At 29.6% G+C, this 14,801-nt stretch carries 13 protein-coding genes; 3 read left to right on the top strand and 10 right to left on the bottom strand.

Annotated elements, in window-relative coordinates; genetic code table 11:
* The 10 genes from pglE to CAMP5063_RS04095 are packed head-to-tail and all read right to left on the bottom strand — an operon-like array spanning position 1 to position 11,275.
* Positions 1-1,161: a UDP-N-acetylbacillosamine transaminase gene (gene pglE / locus CAMP5063_RS04140; RefSeq protein WP_263664936.1), complete on the bottom strand. Its 1,161-nt coding sequence runs from the start codon at positions 1,159-1,161 to the stop codon at positions 1-3.
* On the bottom strand, positions 1,158-1,754 hold the full coding sequence (pglD, locus tag CAMP5063_RS04135; protein ID WP_337194868.1) for a UDP-N-acetylbacillosamine N-acetyltransferase: 597 nt from the start codon (positions 1,752-1,754) through the stop codon (positions 1,158-1,160). Before pglD ends, pglE begins: the two co-directional genes overlap by 4 nt.
* Positions 1,741-2,343 (bottom strand): undecaprenyl phosphate N,N'-diacetylbacillosamine 1-phosphate transferase, encoded by a 603-nt coding sequence (pglC, locus tag CAMP5063_RS04130; protein ID WP_337194867.1) that lies wholly within the window; start codon positions 2,341-2,343, stop codon positions 1,741-1,743. Before pglC ends, pglD begins: the two co-directional genes overlap by 14 nt.
* Positions 2,336-3,463, bottom strand: coding sequence for a N,N'-diacetylbacillosaminyl-diphospho-undecaprenol alpha-1,3-N-acetylgalactosaminyltransferase (pglA, locus tag CAMP5063_RS04125; RefSeq protein ID WP_263673357.1), 1,128 nt, complete (start codon positions 3,461-3,463; stop codon positions 2,336-2,338). Before pglA ends, pglC begins: the two co-directional genes overlap by 8 nt.
* Positions 3,460-5,598, bottom strand: a complete 2,139-nt coding sequence (pglB, locus tag CAMP5063_RS04120) for an undecaprenyl-diphosphooligosaccharide--protein glycotransferase (RefSeq protein WP_337194866.1) — start codon at positions 5,596-5,598, stop codon at positions 3,460-3,462. Before pglB ends, pglA begins: the two co-directional genes overlap by 4 nt.
* A 1-nt stretch (position 5,599) precedes the next feature.
* The gene (gene pglJ, locus CAMP5063_RS04115; RefSeq protein ID WP_337194865.1) at positions 5,600-6,700 is read right to left on the bottom strand and encodes an N-acetylgalactosamine-N,N'-diacetylbacillosaminyl-diphospho-undecaprenol 4-alpha-N-acetylgalactosaminyltransferase; all 1,101 of its coding nucleotides are present in this window, start codon (positions 6,698-6,700) and stop codon (positions 5,600-5,602) included.
* Position 6,701: 1 nt separating this feature from the next.
* On the bottom strand, positions 6,702-7,766 hold the full coding sequence (gene pglH, locus CAMP5063_RS04110) for a GalNAc-alpha-(1->4)-GalNAc-alpha-(1->3)-diNAcBac-PP-undecaprenol alpha-1,4-N-acetyl-D-galactosaminyltransferase (protein WP_337194864.1): 1,065 nt from the start codon (positions 7,764-7,766) through the stop codon (positions 6,702-6,704).
* Complete coding sequence (pglK, locus tag CAMP5063_RS04105) at positions 7,763-9,457, bottom strand: BC-type lipopolysaccharide transporter PglK (RefSeq protein WP_337194863.1); 1,695 nt, start codon at positions 9,455-9,457, stop codon at positions 7,763-7,765. The genes pglH and pglK overlap by 4 nt, the downstream gene beginning before the upstream one ends.
* Complete coding sequence (gene galE / locus CAMP5063_RS04100; RefSeq protein ID WP_012661952.1) at positions 9,451-10,437, bottom strand: UDP-glucose 4-epimerase GalE; 987 nt, start codon at positions 10,435-10,437, stop codon at positions 9,451-9,453. Before galE ends, pglK begins: the two co-directional genes overlap by 7 nt.
* A 58-nt stretch (positions 10,438-10,495) precedes the next feature.
* On the bottom strand, positions 10,496-11,275 hold the full coding sequence (locus CAMP5063_RS04095; RefSeq protein ID WP_337194862.1) for a 3'-5' exonuclease: 780 nt from the start codon (positions 11,273-11,275) through the stop codon (positions 10,496-10,498).
* 66 nt (positions 11,276-11,341) lie between these two features.
* Here CAMP5063_RS04095 and waaC point away from each other — a divergent pair, with 66 nt between their 5' ends.
* Genes waaC through CAMP5063_RS04080 form a run of 3 tightly spaced genes read left to right on the top strand, consistent with a single transcriptional unit; the run spans position 11,342 to position 14,786 of the window.
* Positions 11,342-12,361: a lipopolysaccharide heptosyltransferase I gene (gene waaC / locus CAMP5063_RS04090; protein ID WP_133319729.1), complete on the top strand. Its 1,020-nt coding sequence runs from the start codon at positions 11,342-11,344 to the stop codon at positions 12,359-12,361.
* Positions 12,358-13,230, top strand: coding sequence for a lipid A biosynthesis lauroyl acyltransferase (locus tag CAMP5063_RS04085; protein WP_133319728.1), 873 nt, complete (start codon positions 12,358-12,360; stop codon positions 13,228-13,230). The genes waaC and CAMP5063_RS04085 overlap by 4 nt, the downstream gene beginning before the upstream one ends.
* 8 nt (positions 13,231-13,238) lie before the next feature.
* Complete coding sequence (locus CAMP5063_RS04080; RefSeq protein ID WP_337194861.1) at positions 13,239-14,786, top strand: glycosyltransferase family 2 protein; 1,548 nt, start codon at positions 13,239-13,241, stop codon at positions 14,784-14,786.
* The last annotated feature ends 15 nt before the right edge of the window (positions 14,787-14,801 follow it).

Raw genomic sequence — 14,801 nt, 5'->3', positions numbered from 1 at the left:
TTAGTCCTTTAAGGTGTTTAAGATTAAAGTAGAAACTTCCTCTACATCAGCTTTGCTCATAGTAGTTGCACTTGGAAGGCAAATTCCATTACTAAAGAAAAACTCACTATTACCATTTAAGTAAGCATCGCAGCCTTTGTAAAGTTCTTGCAAATGCATTGGCTTCCAAAGTGGACGACTTTCGATTTTATTATCTTTTAAAACTTGTATGATTTTTAAAATTTTATCTTGAATTTGAACATTTTTATTTTCACATATACAATGTTTTTTATAAGTATTAAGTTTATTTAAATCAAAATCAAGTAAAGCAGTGCTTAACCAGCGATTTGACTTGGTATTTTCAAGCTCATCTAAAAAAGTAAAAGTTCCACTTAAAAATTCTTTATACCAGCTATAAATTTCACGCTTTTTACACACTCTTTCTTCTAAAACTTCCATTTGAGCAGTACCGATTGCACCTAAGATATTGCTCATTCTATAATTATAGCCATATTCTTTATGCTCATAATGAAGGCAATTTTCTCTAGCTTGGGTACTATAAAATCTTGCTTTTTCAAGATTAGCATGATTTTCACTCACAAGCATGCCACCACCACCTGTTGTGATGATTTTATTACCATTAAAAGAATATACTCCAAAATCCCCAAAAGTACCTAAAGCTTTATTTTTGTAAAAACTTCCCAAAGCTTCAGCAGCATCTTCGATTAAAAAAATCTCATTTTCTTTACAAATTTGGACAATCTCATCCATTTTAGAAGCATTACCATAAAGGTGTGTTAAAATGAGAGCTTTTGGCTTTTTAGGACTTTCTTTGATAGCTTTTTTTAATAAATTTACATCTAAATTATAAGTTTCATCACAATCAATAAATACAGGCGTAGCATTCATGTAAGAAATAGGCGCTACTGAAGCAATAAAGGTAAAACTTGAAGCTAGAACTATATCGCCTTCTTTGATGCCCAAAACTCTTAAAGCTAAATGAATAGCTGCAGTGGCTGCATTTAGAGCAAGTGCGTTAGAACTTTTTGTATAATCTTTAATACTTTGTTCTAAGGCATTAACAAACTCACCCAAAGGTGCTATATAATTACTTTCAAAAGCTTTGTGTATGTATTCTAATTCTTTTCCACTCATATGTGGTGCTGATAGAAAAAATCTCATTTTACCTCCTTTATTTTCTTGGCAGGAACTCCAGCATAAATGCCTTTAGAAGTTAAGTTTTTAACTACAACTGCTCCTGCGCCTAAAGTTATATCATTATTTAAACTTATACAAGGAATAACACTTGAATTAACTCCTAAAAAACAACGCTTTCCTATTTTTACATTTCCTGTTAGTTTAGTTCCAACACTAATATGGCTAAACTCATCTACAAAACACTCATGCTCAATCACACAAGCAGTATTTAAAATCACACCTTTTGCAATACTAGCTTTAGCATTAACTACGACATTTGGCATGATTAAAATACCCTCATCATCTAAAAAAGCACTTGGGCTAATAATAGCACTTTTGTGTATCAAATTAACTAATCTAAATCCATCATCTTTTGCTTTTTTGAAAAGTTTTTCTCTAATAGAGTTTGCACCAATAGCAATAAACATATCGTGTTTTTCTAAATTGGAGTGATATTTTAAGCCTTTATTATCATCCAAAAAGATGATTTTTTCATATCCTAAATTTCTAGCTACATCAGCACAGACTAAACCATGCCCACTAGAACCATATATATAAATACTTTTAGTTGTGTCCATTGAATTTATCCGTTGTAGCTACTCCTTCTTTATTAACCCCACTTCTTTTTAAAACTTTAACAATGGTCATAAAAAAGATTTTAAGATCAAATAAAAAAGAGCAATTTTGCACATATTCTACATCATATTTAAATTTTTGCTCCCAAGAAATAGCATTGCGTCCATTAATCTGTGCCCAACCTGTAATGCCTGGTCTTACATCGTGGCGTTTTTTTTGCTCTTGATTGTATAAGGGCAAGTATTCTACAAGTAAAGGTCTTGGGCCTATGAAGCTCATATCGCCTTTTAATACATTAAAAAGCTGCGGTAATTCATCTAAACTCAAGCTTCTAACTAGCTTACCAAAAGGCTTTAAGCGTAATTCATCAGGAAGTAATTCTCCATTTTCATCGGTTTCATCACTCATAGTTTTAAATTTATAAATATAAAAAATTTTTTCATTTAATCCTGGTCTTGTTTGTTTAAAAAGCACACTTCCTTGAACGATTTTTAAAACAATACCTATAAGCACTATAAAGGGTAAAAAAATAATCAATAAAATCAAAGCCAAAAAAAAGTCAAAAACACGCTTTAAACCATTTTTATACATTTATAAAACCCCTATAAAAGTCAAGATATTTCAAAGCTATGATATTTTCATCATAATTTTGCGCTCTAAGAAAAGCATTTTGTGCTAAAGTATTTTTTAGTTTTTCATCTTCTAGTAAAACTGCTATTTTTTCAGCTAAATCCTTGCTATCTTTGCTTTTACAAATTAAACCGTCTATGGCATTATTCACTGCTTCAATGCAACCCTCAGCATCACTTACCACGCATGCTTTTTTACAAGCTTGTGCTTCTAAAACCGTTCTTGGATAGCCTTCTTTATAACTTGGTAAAACAAAAATATCGCATAAATTTAATAAATGTGCAATATCACTTCTTGTGCCAAGATAAAAAACATCATTTGAGTTTAAAAATTCTAATGGTGCACAAGATTTATTATCATCTCTTCCACCCACTAAAACAAAATTTGCCTTATCTTTTAAAATTTGGCTTGCTTCATAAAATTCTTTAATTCCTTTATGCCAAAGTGCTCTTGAAATCATTAAAACGATAGGTTTATCAGGCATATTGTGTTCTTTTAAAAAAGCTTGTTTTTCTTCTGTGCTAATTTTTAAAGGTAAAAATTGTTTTAAATTTAGCCCTACGGATTTGATGATTTTGATTTTTTCTTCTTTTAAGCCTAAATTTTTCATAAATAAAGCATTGCTTTCATTGACAAAAATAAAACCATTTGCAAGTTTAAAAGAAATTTTATAAAGTAAATTAATGCTTATTCTTACTAATTTGCTTTTAAAATCATCATCTATGTAAAAACTTCCTAAGCCTTCAACCAAACCAAAAGTGTATTTAATGCCCGCCATTTTAGCCGCTATAATACCTGTTGTATTGCTTTTGTGAGCGCTTGTTTGTAAAAGATCTAAATTTAAACTTTTGAGTGTATTTTTTAAACTAAGTAGATTTTTAAAAACAATTAAAGGATTGACACTTGATCTAGCTAAATCATAAAAGCAAACCTTATAGCCTAGCTCTTGTAACTTAATAGCAAAATCATCTTTTGGAGTGATGATTATAACTTCATGATTATTTTTTTCTAAAGCTCTAATGAGTGCAAGACGAAAATAATACACACTCATTGCGCTATGGGTTAAAATTCCTATTTTCATCTTTTTAGCCTATAAATTTTCGCTCTTGCATCATTAGTGACTTGCTCAAATAAATCTTGATCGTATTGATTTAATAAAAACATTTGTATGTAGGCACTATTATAAAGATTTTCATCCAAAATCACAAAGCTTTTATATTCTCTTAAAAAGAGTAAATAAATTTGAGCTTTTGAATCAATTTCATTGTAATAAAATTTGCCATTAGTGATGGATTCTATATCTACAAAAGCTTTTAAAGGTATAGTTGTACCTTCTAGTTTTAAAGCTCTAAAATCATTAATAATTTCTACTCCATTATCAAGCATAACAGAACCTGTTGTTTTATCTTGAGCTATGGCATTAGCTTGAGAGAAAAATAAACTTTTTTCTTGCTCTCCATTGTCAGGATTTGTATTTGCAAATTGTGCTACCACGGGCATGATACGCAACATTCTATAAGGCATGTAAATATATACATCTCTAGTTTTATTGGTATCAAATTTAAAATCTTTATCATTTAAACTTTCTAAAAAATCTTTAGCACTTGTTTGGTTATAATCTCTTACCATAGCTTTTAAAACATCAGGATAATTTTCTTTGAAAGATTTTTCAGTGTATTCTACGCTAAGTCTTGCCATATTGGCTGCTGGAATTTGTTCTTTACTTAAGACAAAAGATGAGAAAAAATTATCTTTTCCTAGGTGTTTTCCACCATCGATTAAGGTTTTTACATCGCTATAATAGCGTATTGGATAACCATAATCCCACCAAGCAACGACATAATCTTCTCTTTGAGCTTTATTTTTTAAATTATTTAAAATACTAGCTTCATAAGAAGTAAAAACAGTAGAGGATTTATAATAATAAATATGCATTAGGGCAGGACTTATACTAAAAAATGCAATGAGTATGAGCAAGATGTTTTTATTTTTTAGATTAAGTTTGATTTGTTTTTTTTCTAAAAAATTAAAAAATGTATATAAAAAATACCCAAAACCCAAAGCCATCACAGGAACTGCATAAATGGTAAATCTAAGTCCAGCTCTTAAAGCCATAAAACCTAGTGCAAGCATAGGTAGAGCCAAAAGCATACTTTTGTGATCTTTGCAAAGTAAGATAAAACCTATAAAAGAAAGGATAAATACTAAAACACTAGAGCTAATTCTTTGCATAAATACTTCAGGATCGATAGTATTTACTTCCATAATAGTTTCATTAACATTAAAATACATAAAGGCAGCATCTTTTAAATTTTGCACATCAGAAGCTTTGAAAACATAAAATTTAAGTTGATATAAAACAGGATCTAAACCACCACTTAAATGTAATATCAAAATGCTAATAAAAATCAAAGCCCAAACCATATAAAAATTAATTTTTTCTTCTTTAAAGGCAAAAATAGCAAATAACAATACAATTAAAGCAAGTTTATATTGCCATGCTAGCATACTTAAAGCTATGATCATTAAAGCAATAGCTAGATAAAAAATCTTTTCTTTTCTATGAAATACTAAAGTATAAAGACCAAAAAGTCCTATCATGGCAAAATTTAAAGAATAACTTGATGGATACCACCACAAATAAATCATGATGAAAATTGGACTCAAAAGTAGGGTAAAAATGTCTTTATTAATAGTTAAGCGTATAAAAGTAAGCAAAACAAGCATTGGTAAAACTAACACTAGCATATCAGTATCATAATACCCGCTCATAGTGCGGTTATAATAACTATTTGCAATGCTTCCAAGTAAGGCTGCTATAAAGCCATAAGTAGTGAGTTTATACTCTCTTGCGATTAATATAATAGGCACAACAATCAAAGAAGCAAAAAAAGTACTCATATATAAAATAATACTTTCAAAGCTAAAAGGTAAAATACTATAAAGCCAATAAGTTAAAGTAGAAAGTGAGCTTCCAAAATAAGATAAGTCATTAGGTTGATGAAAACCTGCTATCATATCTCTTGCACCTTCTGCAAAAGCATAGCCATCATTAGTAGTAATCATGAGTTGATCATTAAAGAAAAACTCATAAAACTCACTTGCCCAAGCCACCCAGTATAACCTACACAAAACACTAAAAGCAAAGGCTATAAGGATTAAAATACAGGTATATTTTATAGAATTATTATCAGTGAAATTTTGTCGTAGTTTCATTTTATGCCTTGTTGAAAAATTCAAATAATTGCTTTGCTACGCTAATTTTATCAAATTCTTTTGCACGCAAAAAAGCCTTTTGTCTATATGAAGCTTTTAATGCTTCATCATTGCACATTTTTTCTAAGCCTTCTTGCATGGCTTTTTCATCATCTACTTTTACTAAAAGTCCAAACTCATCATCTAAAAATAGCTCCCTTGCCCCACTTTTATGATCAGTGCAAAGCACGGCAGTATTACAAGCTAGGCATTCGATTAAAACATTAGAAAAACCTTCAAAACTTGAAGCAAAAGCAAAAAAGTCACATTTGCTCATGTATTTATAAGGATTTTTATCAAAACCTAGTAAAAAGACTTTGTTTTTTAAATTTAAAGTTTCTATTAAAGCTAAAAGCTCATCTTTTAAAATGCCCTCGCCTAAAATGACTAATTTTAAATCAGTTTTAACTTTTGCATAAGCTCTTATAAGCATAGCATGATTTTTACCATGATCAAGCCTTCCAACACTTAATATAAAAGGATCTTTAAAGTCTATTTTTTCTTTAGATTTTTCTATGATGTTTTCTAAGTCTATGGCATTGTATAAAATATCGCATTTTTTAGCCTCTATATTGAAATTTTGTATTAAATCTTCTTTGTTTCCTATAGAATTTGCTAAGATTAAATCTGCTTTGTTATAAAGTTTTTTAATAAGAAATTTATTGATAAAAGAATTTAGATTATTATGTTTATAAATTACACTTGGAGTGGTACATTCATTGATAATAAGGGTTGATTTAAGTCCTAGGGATTTTGCCATTAACGCAATATAATTAGGTCTATTTAATAATACAAATTGCAAATTGATTTTTAAATCTTCACAAAGTTTTTTGTATTTCATAGCTAGCAAAGGTAGTTTTAAAAATTTAGCTAAGTTACTTTCACTTGGACTTGATTTTTCAAGGTAGTGGATATTAACTTCAGGAATATCATATGATATTTTATCATTCATTAAAATTAAATGTATTTCATATTTTAAATTTAACACAGGTAATAGTGTAGATACAACCCTTTCAGCGCCACCGCTTCCTAAAGAATAAATAAAAATTGCTAGTTTTTTCATTTTAAACCCTTACTTCTTTGATTAAATCAAGCCATTTTTGTGCTACATTGGCCACTTCATAATCTTTACATCGTTGCTGTGCATTAAGCGCTAGTGTTTTTCTTAAATTTTCATCTTGCATTAAAAGTGCGAGTTTTTCGCTTAAAGCTTTTTCATCATCTAAATCTACTAAAAATCCATCTTTTCCATCATCAATTAAATCTTTATGACCGCTTGTGTATTTAGTGCTAATGCGCGCTACTTGATAATATAAACTTTCAAGTAAAACTGTTGGCAAGCCTTCTATGAAAGAGCAAAGGCAGATTATTTTTGCTTTTTTATAAAGATCTTGCATATTTTCAATTTTACCTAGAAAATTAACTTTGATATTTAAATTCTTGGCTTCTTGTTCTAAATCTTGTCTTAATTCTCCATCGCCTGCTATGAAAAAGTTGTATTGTTTTTGTAAATTTGTATCTAGCCTTGCTATGGCTTTTAAAAACATAGAAGCATTTTTATTATGATCAAGTCTGCCTACGAAAATGACATTATTTTCTTTTTCTAAATTTTCTTTAATAGGGCTAAAATGACAAGGATTTGGCATATTGATAACTTTTTTAACAAAGTTTTCATAGTAATTTTTATCATCATTACTTAGCACGGTTAAAGCATTTGCATGAGGAAAACTTATACGGCGTAAAAACTTCCAAATTTTAGATTTTAAATAAGTATAAGAGCTATGTTCGCTAATGATTAAAGGTGTATTTAAACCTTTGTTTGCCCAAATGCAAGCAATATTAGTTGTATCTAAAAATGAGATAAAAATATCGCTTTTGTGGTCTTTAAGTGCTTGTTTTAAGGCTTTGAATTTTTTAATACGCGAGGCTATTTTATTATAAAGAGTGGAAAAGTCAAACTGCTCTAGGGTAAAAAGTTTGATTTTTGGCTCAAGCTTGTAAAAAGAGTCTTCTTTGTGAAATTTAATAATATTTATTTCATGATTTTTGCAAAGTTCATTAGCTAAAGTGACTAATACTCTTTCAGCACCGCCTGAATTTAAAGTAGCTATGATGAAAGTGATTTTCATACTTGTTCCTTTAAATGCCCATGTTTTACTTCAAATACTCTATCACAACCTTGTATGGTTGAGAGCCTATGGGCTATGATGATGAGAGTTTTATCTTTTGAAATTTTATAGATTTCTTCCATGATTTTTGCTTCACTTTCTTGATCAAGAGCGCTAGTTGCTTCATCTAAAACTAAAATTTCAGGTTGTTGATAAAGCGCTCTTGCTATGGCTATTCTTTGTCTTTGGCCTCCACTTAAAAACGAACCTGAATCACCTACCTTAGTATGCACTCCATCTTCAAGTGAATTTACAAAGCTTTCAAGATTAGCTTGTTTGATCACTTTGTGTAAAAGCGCTTCATCTACTTCTTCTCCAAAGCTAATATTTTTAGCAATAGAATCATTAAAAAGATAAATTTGTTGAGGTATGTAGCCAATTTTACTTCTAAAACTTTTTATATTGCTCTCATCAAGCTTAATTCCATCTGCAAAAATAGCTCCATCGCTTGGTTTTAAAAGTCCTATGATAAGATCAACTAAAGTACTTTTACCACTTCCACTTTTACCTATAAAAGCGATTTTTTCATTTTTATTAAGCTCAAAATTTAAATTTTTAAATAAGTTTTTCTTACCCTTATAAGCAAAGAAAAGATTTTTCAAAACGATTTTTTCTTTAAATTCAATACTTTCATCGCCTAGCTTTTCTTCTTTTTCATTGAGCATGTTATAAATAATATCTAAAGAGTTTTTATAATATGTAATTTCATTATAACTTGTGATGATACGATTAGCACTTGGCATAAGCCTATAAAGAGCCACCACAAAAATAGTAATAGTTGCTAAGATAGATGAAATATCACTTTCATATCTTAAAACTAAATACACTACGATAAAACAAAGCATACAAAAACCTATACCTTCAAGGTAAATTCTAGGAATGCTTGACATGCTTTCATTGCTAATGTTTGCTTTGGCAAAAAGCCCACTTTGAATTTCATAAAGTTTTTGTGTGCTTTGTTCTTTGGTTTTGAGTTTGATGATTTTAAGGTTGTTTAAATTTGCATTTAAAATTTCAAAATAATTTTTCATCGCCTCTTCTCTAGCTATGGAAGCTTTTTTTACCAAGGGTGAGAGGATTTTAATCAAAATAAAAGCATTTAAAAGTAAAAAAGCACTTAAAGCTAGGGTGATTTTATAGTTGATAATTAGCAATAAAGTATAAAGTAAAAACACCACAAAGCTTTCACTTAGCATAAGTAAAAAAGCACTAATTAAAGTGCTTAAATGAAATACTTCTTGAGTAATAGTTTTTAAAAGTTCTGATTGATTTTTGTTAGTAAAATTTTCATATTCAAGGTGTAGGTATTTATCAAAAATACGACAAGCAAGGCTGTGGTAACGCCCTTTAGAAAAACGCGCAAGCAAATGAAAATAAAAGGCATTTAAAAAGGCTCTAAAAATATAAAAGGCGATTAATATACAGCCAAAATAAGCAATAATCTTATAACTTGGTAAATTTAAATACTCATATACAGGTTGAAAATAGGAGCTTTTTTCTAAAAGCTCAAAATTACTCGCCACTGATACAAAAGGCATGATCAAAGAAATAGCAAAGCTTTCTATAAATCCTATGAAAATAGAAAAAATTAGCAAAGCAAATAAAAATTTCTTATCATGGGCATTGAGTATGAAAAAAAGTTTTTTTAACACTGTTTTTCCCACTCATAAGCACTTTTACAGATTAATTCTAAATTATCATATTTTGGTTTCCAATTAGTTAGGGTTTTGATTTTATCAGCATTTGAAATAAGCACAGAAGGATCTCCAGCTCTTTTTGGTGCAAGTTCTACTGTGAAATCTACTCCACTTACTTTTTTCATAGTTTCAATAACTTCTTTTACGCTAAAGCCATGTCCATAGCCTACATTGAAAATATTACTTTCATTGTTTTCTAGGTATTCTAAAGCAGCTAAATGCGCACTTGAAATATCATCAACATGGATAAAATCTCTAATACAAGTGCCATCTTTAGTATTATAATCATCGCCAAAAATATAAAGCTTTTCTCTTTTTCCTGTGGCTACTTCAGCAGCAACCTTGATAAGTAAAGTAGCTTTTGGATAGCGTTGACCTATAGGATAACTCATGCAAGCACCTGCTACATTGAAGTATCTTAAAATGCAGTATTTAAATTCAGGATTAGCCATATTAGCATCTTGCAAGACTTTTTCGCTCATTAGTTTGCTTTGTCCATAAGGATTAATCGGTGCTAATGGACTTTGCTCATCTACGATAGGAGTTTGTGGCTCTCCATAAGTCGCTGCAGTTGAAGAAAAAATGAATTTTTTCACACCTGTTTCTAAACAAGTTTGGATTAGATTACTTGTGTTTGCGGTATTGTTCATATAATATTTTAAAGGATTTTCCATACTTTCAGGAACTTCAATACTAGCTGCAAAATGCACAATTGCATCAAATTTTTCTTCTTTGAAAAGTTTTTTAATCCCAGCATAATCGCTTAAATCTTGCTCAAAAAACTTAAAAGGTCTGATTTTAGAAAGTTCATCCAAACTTTTTTTACTGCCTTTTGAAAGATTATCTAATACACAAATTTCATGATTTGTTTCTAAAAATTGTTTTAAAGTATGAGAGCCTATGTATCCTGCGCCACCGGTGATTAAAATTTTCATTTTTATCCTTTTTGCGATATTTAATAATAGTTATTTTAATATACTTTTCTTAATTAATTTAAAACTTGCTCTTTTCTTTTTCTATGGCCTCTAAAAATGGCTTTTGATAGCTTTTATCGCTATGTTTTTGCAAAAGTTCTTCTTTGAAATTTTCTAAAATATTAAGATAATCTTCTTGGGTTAAATTACCTTTAATGAGTTCGTATTTTAAAAATAGCATATAGGTGTTTAACACATCACTTTCGCAGTATTCGTGAATTTTTTCTAATTTGTTTTGATAAAAAAGTTCTAATACTTCATTTCCATGCACATCATATTTTCCAGGAAGTCCTGCCATAGCACAAAGCGTGTCAAGTCTTAAGCCTTTTTGACCAAAACTTCCTAAAGATTCTAATAAATCACAATGTTTATTTTCTACAAATTTACTTTTGTAGTTATTCCATTTATCGCTTGCATCTAAATAAGCACTTGCGTTGATATTGTATTTTAATGCTCTTATAACAAGCAAAGGCATATCATAGCTTTTGCCATTAAAACTTACAAGGCGGGGTTGGTGTTTGTCTATGAAGTTAAAAAACTCTTCTAGCATTTGTTTTTCGTTGTCGCCTTTGATTTTATTGACTTTGATGAAATTTCCAAATTTATCTGCAATCACTGCACAAATGCTTACAACTTTATGAAAAGGCAGGGGTAAAAAATCACTTCCGCTTTCTTCTTTTTGTCTTTCTAAAGCTTGCTTGCTAATGCTTAAATCATCGCCATTAAAATCATAAAGATGTTTTATCAATTCTACATCAGGAATGCTCTCACAATCAAAAACACAAATATATTCTTGCATGATAAACCTTTTTTTAAAAAAATCTTTGTTAAAATCATAACAGAAAATTTAAAAATAAAGTAGCATATGAAAATAGGTTTGGTTAAGTTATCTGCACTTGGAGATATCATCCATGCGGTAATTGTTTTGCAATTTATTAAAAAGCATTATCCTAAGGCGAGTATTGATTGGTTTGTAGATGCAAGATTTGCAGGATTATTGCAAGATCATCCAATGATTAATGAAGTGTATGCCCTGCCTTTAAAGGATAGAAAATTCAAAGAAGTCTTTGCTATGCTTTTTGAAGCAAGACAAAATAAATATGATGTTGTGATTGACTTGCAAGGTTTGATTAAATCTGCTTTAGTGAGTAAATTTTTATGTGCTAATACTTTTGGTTTTGATCAAGAAAGTATCAAAGAGGGTTTTGCGAGCAATTTTTATACGCATAAATTTGCGTGTAATTATGAAGAAAATATTATCGTGCGTAATCTTTCTTTGGTAGCTTATGTATTAAATGAGCATTTTGATCATAGCGATATAGAGTTAAAACAAAGTTGTTTTAGTGTAGATGATGAGTTAAAAGAAAGCTTAGAACAAAGGCTTTCTTTAAGTGAAAGTGCGCCAAATATACTCATACATATAGGCTCATCTATGCCTAATAAAATTTACCCAAAAGAGCGTTTGATACTACTTTGTAGAATGCTTTTAGAGTATTTTACTAGTGCAAAAATCATGCTTGGTTGGGGCAATGTTAATGAGTTTAATTTTGCTAAAGATATAGTTTTAAATTTAAAACATTTGAAAATAGAACTTGCGCCAAAATTAAGCTTAAGCGAGCTTTGTGCTTTAACTAAGGCAAGTGATTTGATTATCGGAAATGATAGTGGGCCTACTCATTTGGCCTTTGCACTAAACAAGCCTTCTATAACGATTTTTGGTGCTACTCCTAGTCAAAGAAATACCTATGAAACAAATATCAACAAAACAATCAATGCAGGTAAAAAAATACTGCATTCAAAGCATATCGATAAGAGTGATTTTTGCATACAAAATATCGATGAAAAAGATATTTTTAAACTTGCTTGTGAGCTTTTAGAAAAATGATAAATTATGTATATCTAAGCCTTTTTTATATATTAAAAGCCCTTGTGAAGATTTTACCTTCAAAGCTTTTAAACTCTTTTGTAAATTTGGTTGCTTTGATCACTTATAGGCTTAATCACAAACACCGCAAAATCATTGACATAAACTTAAAAATTTGTTTTCCTGAAAAAGATCAAAAATGGCGTGATGAAACTAGCCTTAATATCTATAAAAATTTTGCTAAATTTGGGATTGATTTTATCAAAAATCAAAATGCAAGCAAAGAAGAAATCGTCAATAAAATTTGCTTTGATGATGAGGGGCAAATTTTAAATATAATGCAAAGTAAAAGACCCTTGATTGTAACTACGGCTCATTATGGTAACTGGGAGCTTTTGGCTTTGTCTTTTGGGGCTAAATTTCAAGGAATTTCCATAGTTGGAAGAGCACTTGATAGTATGATAATGGATAAAATTTTAAGTAAAAATCGCACGCAGTTTAATATAGAGCTTATAGAAAAAAAGGGCGGGCTTAGAAAAATGCTAAAAGCCTTAAAAGAAGGTAGATCGCTTGGAATTTTAACCGATCAAGATGCAGTGGATAGTGAAAGTGTAAAAATACAATATTTTAACCAAGAAGTAAATTTCATAGCAGGTGCAAGTGTGCTTGCTAAAAAAACAAATGCTATGATTTTACCTTGTTTTGTGTATCAAAAAGATGAGAAATTTTTTGTAAAAACTTTTAAGGCTTTAGATGCAAGCAAGGCAAGTATAGAAGAGCTTACTAAGTATCAAGCAAAGTGTTGTGAAGAGATGATTAAATTTAAACCTGATGAGTATTTTTTCTTTCATAAGAGATTTAAAAGATACAATCATGAATTATATTTATAGGATATAAAATGGATTTAAAACAAATTAGTGTGATAATGATTGTTAAAAATGCTCAAAAAACTTTAAAAGCTTGCTTGGAATCTTTGCAAGAATTTGGCGAGATCGTTTTAATAGAAAATGATAGCAATGATGATACTTTAAAAATTGCTTATGAGTTTAGTAAAAATTATAAAAATATCAAGATTTATCAGCATAAATTTATAGGTTTTGGACCTTTAAAAAATTTAGCCATAAGTTATGCTAGCAATGATTGGATTTTTAATATTGACGCAGATGAGCTTGCTAAGAAAGAATTTTTACAAGAATTAGGGCAAATTGAGCCTAATAAAGAAGATATCATAGCTTTACCAAGAGAAAATTTATACAATGGAGAGTGGATTAAAGCTTGTGGGTGGTGGCCTGATCATGTAATGCGGGTGTTTAATAAAACCCATACTAGTTTTAATAAAAATTTAGTGCATGAGAGTTTAATTTTACATGAAGATAGCAAAAAGATTAAGTTGCAAAATGGTTTGAGGCATTTTGCGTTTGATGATATCGATAGTTTGTTAGATAAGCTTCAAAAATATTCTAAGCTTTGGGCTTTGCAAAATTTACATAAAGAAAGTAGTGTTTGCAAGGCTTTGCTAAGAGGAATTTGGACTTTTTTTAGAAATTATGTTTTGAAAAAAGGGATTTTTTATGGCTATAAAGGCTTTATCATAAGTACTTGCAATGGTCTTGGAGCTTTTTTTAAATATATGAAATTATATGAGTTAAAAAAACAAAAGCCAAAAACTTGTGCTTTAATCATCACAACCTATAATCAAAAAGAAAGGCTTGCTTTGGTGCTTGATAGCGTTAAAAACTTAGAGCCTTTACCAGATGAGGTTTTAATAGCTGATGATGGAAGCAGGGAAGATACGGCTAAGCTTATACAAGCTTATCAAAAGGATTTTCCTTGTGAGTTAGAGCATATTTGGCAAGAAGATGAGGGATTTCGTGCTGCGGCAAGCCGCAACAAAGCGATTAGAGCTTCAAATAGTGAATATATTGTTTTAATCGATGGTGATATGATTTTAGAAAAAAACTTCATTAGTGATCATTTAAAATTTGCTAGTTTAAAGACTATTTTGCAAGGCTCAAGAACTATTTTAAATGAAAATGAAAGCAAAGAACTTTTAAGCAAAAATGATTTTAGTTTGACATTTAACAAAAAGGGTTTTAAAAATCAAAGAAATATTTTTTTAGCTAAATGTATATATAAATTTTCAAAACTAACTAAGAAATTTTTTAAAAAATCACAGCTTGTTAAAGGTAGTAAAACTTGCAATATGAGTTTTTATAAAAGTGATTTTGAAGCCATTGAAGGTTTTAATGAAAAATTTATAGGTTGGGGCAGGGAAGATAGTGAGTTTGTAGCTAGATTTTTATTTAATGAGGGAGTGTTTAAAAGGCTTAAATTTAATGCTCTGGCTTATCATATCTACCATGAAGAAAATAGCAAAAATATGCTTGAAATCAATCATCAAATTTATCTTGAAACTATAAAAAATGAAAAAACAACTTGGAGATAAGGCATGAAAACCGTA

This window comes from Campylobacter sp. RM5063 (genome assembly GCF_024723655.1).
Lineage (GTDB): Bacteria > Campylobacterota > Campylobacteria > Campylobacterales > Campylobacteraceae > Campylobacter_D > Campylobacter_D lari_D.
Note: the sequence above shows the minus strand (reverse complement) of the source record. Positions and strands in the feature narration are given on the sequence as shown.

Coding starts and splice junctions, on each gene's coding strand:
- pglE (WP_263664936.1), bottom strand. CDS start 1,161: ATGAGATTTTTTCTATCAGCACCACATATGAGTGGAAAAGAATTAGAA.
- galE (WP_012661952.1), bottom strand. CDS start 10,437: ATGAAAATTTTAATCACCGGTGGCGCAGGATACATAGGCTCTCATACT.
- pglC (WP_337194867.1), bottom strand. CDS start 2,343: ATGTATAAAAATGGTTTAAAGCGTGTTTTTGACTTTTTTTTGGCTTTG.
- CAMP5063_RS04085 (WP_133319728.1), top strand. CDS start 12,358: ATGATAAATTATGTATATCTAAGCCTTTTTTATATATTAAAAGCCCTT.
- CAMP5063_RS04080 (WP_337194861.1), top strand. CDS start 13,239: ATGGATTTAAAACAAATTAGTGTGATAATGATTGTTAAAAATGCTCAA.
- waaC (WP_133319729.1), top strand. CDS start 11,342: ATGAAAATAGGTTTGGTTAAGTTATCTGCACTTGGAGATATCATCCAT.
- pglH (WP_337194864.1), bottom strand. CDS start 7,766: ATGAAAATCACTTTCATCATAGCTACTTTAAATTCAGGCGGTGCTGAA.
- pglB (WP_337194866.1), bottom strand. CDS start 5,598: ATGAAACTACGACAAAATTTCACTGATAATAATTCTATAAAATATACC.
- pglD (WP_337194868.1), bottom strand. CDS start 1,754: ATGGACACAACTAAAAGTATTTATATATATGGTTCTAGTGGGCATGGT.
- CAMP5063_RS04095 (WP_337194862.1), bottom strand. CDS start 11,275: ATGCAAGAATATATTTGTGTTTTTGATTGTGAGAGCATTCCTGATGTA.
- pglJ (WP_337194865.1), bottom strand. CDS start 6,700: ATGAAAAAACTAGCAATTTTTATTTATTCTTTAGGAAGCGGTGGCGCT.
- pglA (WP_263673357.1), bottom strand. CDS start 3,463: ATGAAAATAGGAATTTTAACCCATAGCGCAATGAGTGTGTATTATTTT.